Origin of the sequence: uncultured Campylobacter sp. (assembly GCF_938039245.1) — a bacterium.
Classification (GTDB): domain Bacteria; phylum Campylobacterota; class Campylobacteria; order Campylobacterales; family Campylobacteraceae; genus Campylobacter_A.
The window spans coordinates 1-5,826 of the sequence record NZ_CALHVN010000052.1; the positions used below are offsets into that span (position 1 = coordinate 1).

General features: G+C 48.8%; 4 protein-coding genes and 1 pseudogene. 4 read left to right on the forward strand and 1 reads right to left on the reverse strand.

From position 1 onward, the window contains the following. Positions 1 to 138 precede the first annotated feature (138 nt). Positions 139 to 1,818, reverse strand: a complete 1,680-nt coding sequence (locus Q0218_RS09010; RefSeq protein WP_297968854.1) for an anaerobic C4-dicarboxylate transporter — start codon at positions 1,816 to 1,818, stop codon at positions 139 to 141. A gap of 223 nt (positions 1,819 to 2,041) precedes the next feature. Between Q0218_RS09010 and larA the strand changes: the two genes are divergently transcribed. From larA to Q0218_RS09030, 4 genes and pseudogenes are all read left to right on the forward strand, one after another. Beyond that, positions 2,042 to 3,292 carry a nickel-dependent lactate racemase gene (gene larA, locus Q0218_RS09015; RefSeq protein WP_297968855.1) on the forward strand — a complete coding sequence of 417 codons (1,251 nt, stop codon included), beginning with the start codon at positions 2,042 to 2,044 and terminating at the stop codon, positions 3,290 to 3,292. Positions 3,293 to 3,294: 2 nt separating this feature from the next. Next, a complete protein-coding gene (gene larC / locus Q0218_RS09020) occupies positions 3,295 to 4,713 on the forward strand; it encodes a nickel pincer cofactor biosynthesis protein LarC (protein WP_297968856.1) in 1,419 nt (472 codons plus the stop codon). Beyond that, entirely contained in the window at positions 4,685 to 5,464 is a 780-nt protein-coding gene (gene larE / locus Q0218_RS09025; RefSeq protein WP_297968857.1) for an ATP-dependent sacrificial sulfur transferase LarE, read from the forward strand. Before larC ends, larE begins: the two co-directional genes overlap by 29 nt. Then, positions 5,451 to 5,826: pseudogene (locus Q0218_RS09030) on the forward strand (1-(5-phosphoribosyl)-5-amino-4-imidazole-carboxylate carboxylase); the annotation flags it as partial. The gene larE and the pseudogene Q0218_RS09030, both read left to right, overlap by 14 nt.

Sequence of the window (5,826 nt, forward strand, 5' to 3'; positions counted from 1 at the left end):
AGTATCGTGAGATGATTTTAAATGTTTTGAAGTAAATTTCGTCCCAAGACTAGACATATAGTCTGTCGCAGGGCGAAATTTACGAAATCATTTAAAAGCGCTCGCGAGACGAGCCGAAGCAAGTCTCGCATGGCAAGATTATTTAATAAATCCGTACAGATTAGCTAATACCCAACCCACCGCGCACGAACTAAACACGCCGATAAGACCCGGGATGATGAAGCTATGGTTGATGACGTATTTACCGATATGGGTTGTGCCGGAGCGGTCAAATTGCACGGCTGCAAGGTCGCTCGGATAAGTAGGAAGGATAAAGTATCCGTAGCAAGCCGTAGCAAACGCGACGATGATGCCCGGATCCACTCCGATCTGAACGGCGAGCGGTACGAACGTCGCAGCGGCTGCGGCTTGAGAGTTTAGGAACTTAGAAATCAGCATACCTACGACGATATACATCCATGGATAAGCTTTCATCACCTCTCCTAGCGAGCCTTTTAACATCTCGATATGAGAGTGGAACATCGTCTCAGCCATCCAGCTGATGCCGTAGATCGCGACAAGCGCCACCATACCGCTGTGGAAAATCTCGTTTTGAGCGATTTTAGCAGCCTTGATGCCTGAGTAGATCATCATGATGGACGCGGCTAATAGCATGAAAATTTGGATCGTATCGACCATGCCTAGAGGGGCGGTCTTTTTCATAGTATCTTTTACTACGATGCTAGCGTTTGCGACGGTTTCGGTCTTGTCGCCTTTAGTAATAACTACGTTGCCGTCTTGAAGCACGATGGTTTGAGTTACTTTTTTGTCTTTATCTAGGACTTCTACGTTAGTAAATTTAGTAGCGTCTTTTACCTTACTGTCTTTTACGTTTGAGACGACTTTGCTACTATCTACGGTAGAGACTACTTGACCGTCTTTTACGGTGATGTTTTTAACTACTTTTTTATCCACTACGATTTCAATAGATTTACCCGGGACGTCGCTAGTCCAGCTAGGGCGAAGCTGTTTATAGTAGCCAAGCACCGCCACGATAGCGATGGTAGCGAGAAATATCCACATCACGTTCCACTGTTTAGCAGGAAGTTTTTCGCCGATTAGAGAGTGAGATTCGTCTGAGCCGTAGATATATCTTCTTTGCTCAGGGTCTTTGATCTTCTCTTGAAACTCGGGGTCTTTATCTAAGTCTTTACCTCTAAAGATCGAGTAAGTACCGATGATAAGCATACCGATAAACGTAGACGGGATAGTGACTTTTAGCAAGTCCACGTAGCTGGTAAATCCGTCGATATGAACGGTGCCCGTGCCTAGCAAAACGGCGACCATAGATACGCCCGCAACCGAAACCGGGCTAGCGATGATAGCTAGCTGAGACGAGATCGTGGTAGCAGCTAGCGGTCTTTCCGGACGGATGCCGCTTTTGATAGATACGTCGTAAATGATCGGCAGTAGCGTATAAACCGTGTGTCCGGTGCCGCATAGAACCGTTAGCGTCCAACCGCAAAGAGGCGCCAAAATACAGACGAATTTAGGATTTTTTCTTAGCGCTTTTTCTGCGATTTGAAGCATAACGTCAAGACCGCCCGCAGCTTGCAGCGTAGCGCTTGCTACGACGACGGCTAGGATCGTGAGGATAACGTCGATAGCGGGCTTGCCCGGCTTCATACCGAATGCAAATACCAAGATAACAAGACCGATGCCGCCTAGTACGCCCAGCGCCATACCGCCTTTTTTAGCGCCGTAAAACAGACATCCGAGTACGACTATTAGTTGGAGAGTGAACTGCGTGCTTTCACTCAAACTGGTTAGGAATTCCATTTTTTCTCCTTTTAGGAAATTATGGCGCGATTATATAAATATTAAAATTAAATACTAATAAAAAAATTAAAAATACATTCGTATATATTAATCTTACGTTTAATAATAAATTTTATCGGTTCTATAAATTTAAAAATTAAATACCCTTTTTAAATGCGTTTAAAAGAAAATTTTATATATAATCCTAAGATAAAAAATTAATAATTATACTTAAGGAGCAAACATGCAGATTCCTATTCACTACGGCAAAGAGGATATCGTCGATCTAAACGTTCCGGAAAAAAATTTACTAGGCGTTTTTAACCCCAACCCAGTGGCCAAATTCGACGAAACGGCGCTCATTGCAAAGGCTCTGGCAAATCCGATAAATCAAAAAAGCTTTGACGAGTTTATCGCAGGCGACGAAAAGATCGTTATCATCGTAAACGACGGCACCAGGCCCACGCCGACGGCCAAAGTTTTAAAGCAAATTTACCCTAAAATCCGCGATAAAAATAAAACCTTCATCATCGCCACGGGCTGCCACAGAGAGGGCACGCTAGAAGAGTACGAAATGATCTTCGGCAAAGAAATTTACGCGGAACTTAACGCCAAAGGCGAAGTATGCGACCACGACTCTAAAAAAGATGAAATGAGCTATCTGGGCGAGTCCAAAAACGGCACGCAGATGTATCTAAACAAAATCGTAGCCAAAGCAAAAAAAGTGATCGTCATAGGCTCGGTCGAGCCGCACTATTTTGCGGGCTACACGGGCGGGCGCAAGGCGTTTTTACCAGGCGTCGCCAAATACGAAACCATCGAGCAAAACCACAAACTAGCCCTTAGCGCCGACGCTCAGGCGCTGCGTTTAGAAGGCAATCCCGTGCATGAAGATATGATCGACGCGATGAAAGTTCTAGCGCACATCGACGTTTTTTCGATCCAGACGGTGCTTGACAGCGAGCACGGCGTATATTACGCAAGCGCGGGAGACCTCAACGACAGCTTTTACGACTGCGTGAAAAAGGCCGACGAGGTCTTTTGCGTAAATATCCCGCGCAAAGCAGATATCGTGATATCAGTCGCGCCCTATCCGATGGACGTCGATCTCTATCAAGCGCAAAAGGCCTTAGACAACGGTAAACTAGCGCTCGCGCAGGACGGAATTTTAATAATGGTCGCAAAGTGCCGCACAGGCATCGGCCCAAAGCCGTTTTTTAACCTAATGGCGTCCGCGCCGACTCCGCAAGAGGTGCTGGAAAAAATTTCAAACGAATTTCACCTAGGCTATCACAAGGCTGCTAAAATGGCCGAAATTTCGCTCTGGGCGCAGACCTGGGCGGTGAGCGAGCTTAGCGACGATGAGATGCGAGCCGTTCACCTAAAACCGTATCATGATTTGCAAAAGGCCCTAGACGACGCGCTCGCGCAAAAAGGCGCGGACGCGGGGATCATCATCTTGCCGTTTGGCTCGATGACCGTGCCTAAGGTTTAAGCTTGGCGAAATTTCTTTACTACGACGCGAGCGCAGGCATTAGCGGCGATATGAATTTAGGCGCGCTGGTGGATCTGGGCGCGGATTTTAGCTATCTTTGCGCCCAGCTTGCTAAACTAAATTTAGCTAGCGAGTTTTACCTACGCAAGCGCAAAGTGCTAAAATGCGGTATCTCCGCAACCAAAATAGACGTCGTTTGCGCGGCAAATCTGAGTCAAATTCCGCTTGGCCTCTCGGGTGCTAAATTTAGCCCGCGTCAAAATTTAAGCGGCAAAATTTACGGCGCCCAATTTAGAGCGGATAAGCCCGCCCAAAACCGACCGCATCCGCGAAATTTCGCGCAAATTTTAGAGCTTATCGAGGGTTCTAGTCTAAGCGCTTTCGTAAAAAAAACGGCAAGCGAAATTTTTAGCGTTATCGCGCGAGCCGAGGCCAAAATCCACGGCACAAGCGTAGAGCAAGTACATTTTCACGAAGTGGGTGCGGCAGACAGCATCGCGGACGTAGTGGGCGCGGCTATTTGCTTGGAGGCCTTGGGCGCGCCGCAAATTTTTGCTTCGCCTATCGAGCTTGGCGGCGGTTTTGCGCATTGCGCTCACGGCAGGCTGGCCGTACCCGCGCCTGCGGTTTGCGAAATTTTAAAAGGCGCGCAAGTAAGCCTAGGACGGGCAAATTTTGAGACGACTACGCCAACGGGAGCGGCGATTTTAAAGGCCTGCGCGCTAAATTTAAGGGAGCAAGACGGCCGCGAACCGCCGCGAAATTTTAAAATTTTAAGCGCGGGCTACGGAGCGGGCGATAAAGAGGCCGCGGATTTTGCCAACGCGCTTCGCGTGATGCTTTGCGAAACGAGCGAGGATTTAGACGCGAGCAGCGAGCCGAATTTGAGCGCGCAAACCAGCTACGGCGAGCTTTGCGAGCAGATTTTAATCTCCACTAATATCGACGATATGGACGCCGAGAGCTTTGCCTTTGCGTGCGATATTTTGCGAGATAGCGGCGCGCTAGACGTGTTTAGTAGGTCTATTTTTATGAAAAAGGGACGCGCGGGCTTTGAGCTAAACGCGCTGTGCCGCAAGAAGGACGCCGCGCGGATAAAGGGGCTGATTTTCGCGCATACGACGGCTATCGGAGTTAGAGAGTGCGCCGTAAGGAAAACCGAGCTTGCGCGCGAGTTTTGCGAGGTGGAGACTAGATACGGCAAAATAAGGCTTAAAATTTCTCGCGGCCGAGTTTGCGGTTTTAACGCCGAGCAAAATTTAGCGGATAAAAATTTAGCCCGAAATTACTCCGAAATTTTAAAAATCAAGCCCGAATTCGAAGACTGCAAAAAAGCCGCGCAGAGATTTCAAACGACGATCCGCGAGGTTAGAAACGAGACTTTAAAAAAATATGACGAAACTAGAAATTCTAAAAAATGATATAAAAAAGCTGGAAAATTTAGCCGTAGCGTTTAGCGGCGGCGTGGATAGCTCACTACTGCTACGCGTTGCCGCCGATACGCTAGGCCAGCGCGCGGTGGCGATCACGCTAAAATCGCCCTATATGTCTGGGCGCGAGATAAAAGAGGCGGTGGAATTTACCCGTACTTACGGCATCAGGCACGAAATTTTAGAGCTAGACGCGCCCGAAGCGGTAAAAAATAATCCGCAAGATCGCTGCTACGTCTGCAAAAAGGCGGTTTTTACGCGGCTAATCGAGCTGGCAAAACATCTAGGCTTTACAAACGTCGCCGACGGCACGAACCTAGACGATCTTGGCGAATACCGCCCGGGGCTTAAAGCAAAAGACGAGCTTGGCGTACTTTCGCCGCTTAAAGGCCTCAAAAAATCAGAGATTAGAGAGCTTAGCCGCGAGCTTGGACTGCCAACCGCGGACAAGCCCAGCTACGCGTGCCTTCTGACGCGTTTGCCGCACGATAGGGAGTTTTCCGCGGAGGAGATTTCGCTCGTGGAGCGAGTCGAAAATCTGCTAATCTCGCACGGATTTTTAAACATTCGCGCGCGCTTTGACGGTAAAGCCTTTAAGCTGCAAATGGGAGCGAGCGAGACGAGGCGCTTTTGCGCGGGAGATTTTAGCGCTGTCGTGCGCGAGATCGCCGCGCTTGGCGAGTATGATATTTTGCTTGATTTAAAGGGGCTTCGCGGGGAGATTTTAAATGACGCAAGATGAGGCTTTAAATTTCGTCCGCGCCGTAAAATCGGGTGAAAAAAGCGAGCGCGAAGCGATAGAGTTTTTACGGGATTTTCCTTTTAGCGACGCAGGCTGCGCCAAGATCGACACTCAGCGCGCCATGCGAAACGGCGCGGGCGAGGTGATCTACGGCGAGGACAAGACGGATGATGAAATTTTGCGTATCGCGAATGCGATCGGCGCGAGAGGGCAAAATATCCTGATCACGCGCACGAACGAGCGGGTTTTTAAGCGAATGCGTGAGGCGCTGCCGCAGGCGGAGTTTAACGCTCGCGGCCGCGTGATTAGCGTCAAATTTAAAGAGCCCGCGCTCACGCAAAGCTACATCGCGATAGTATCTG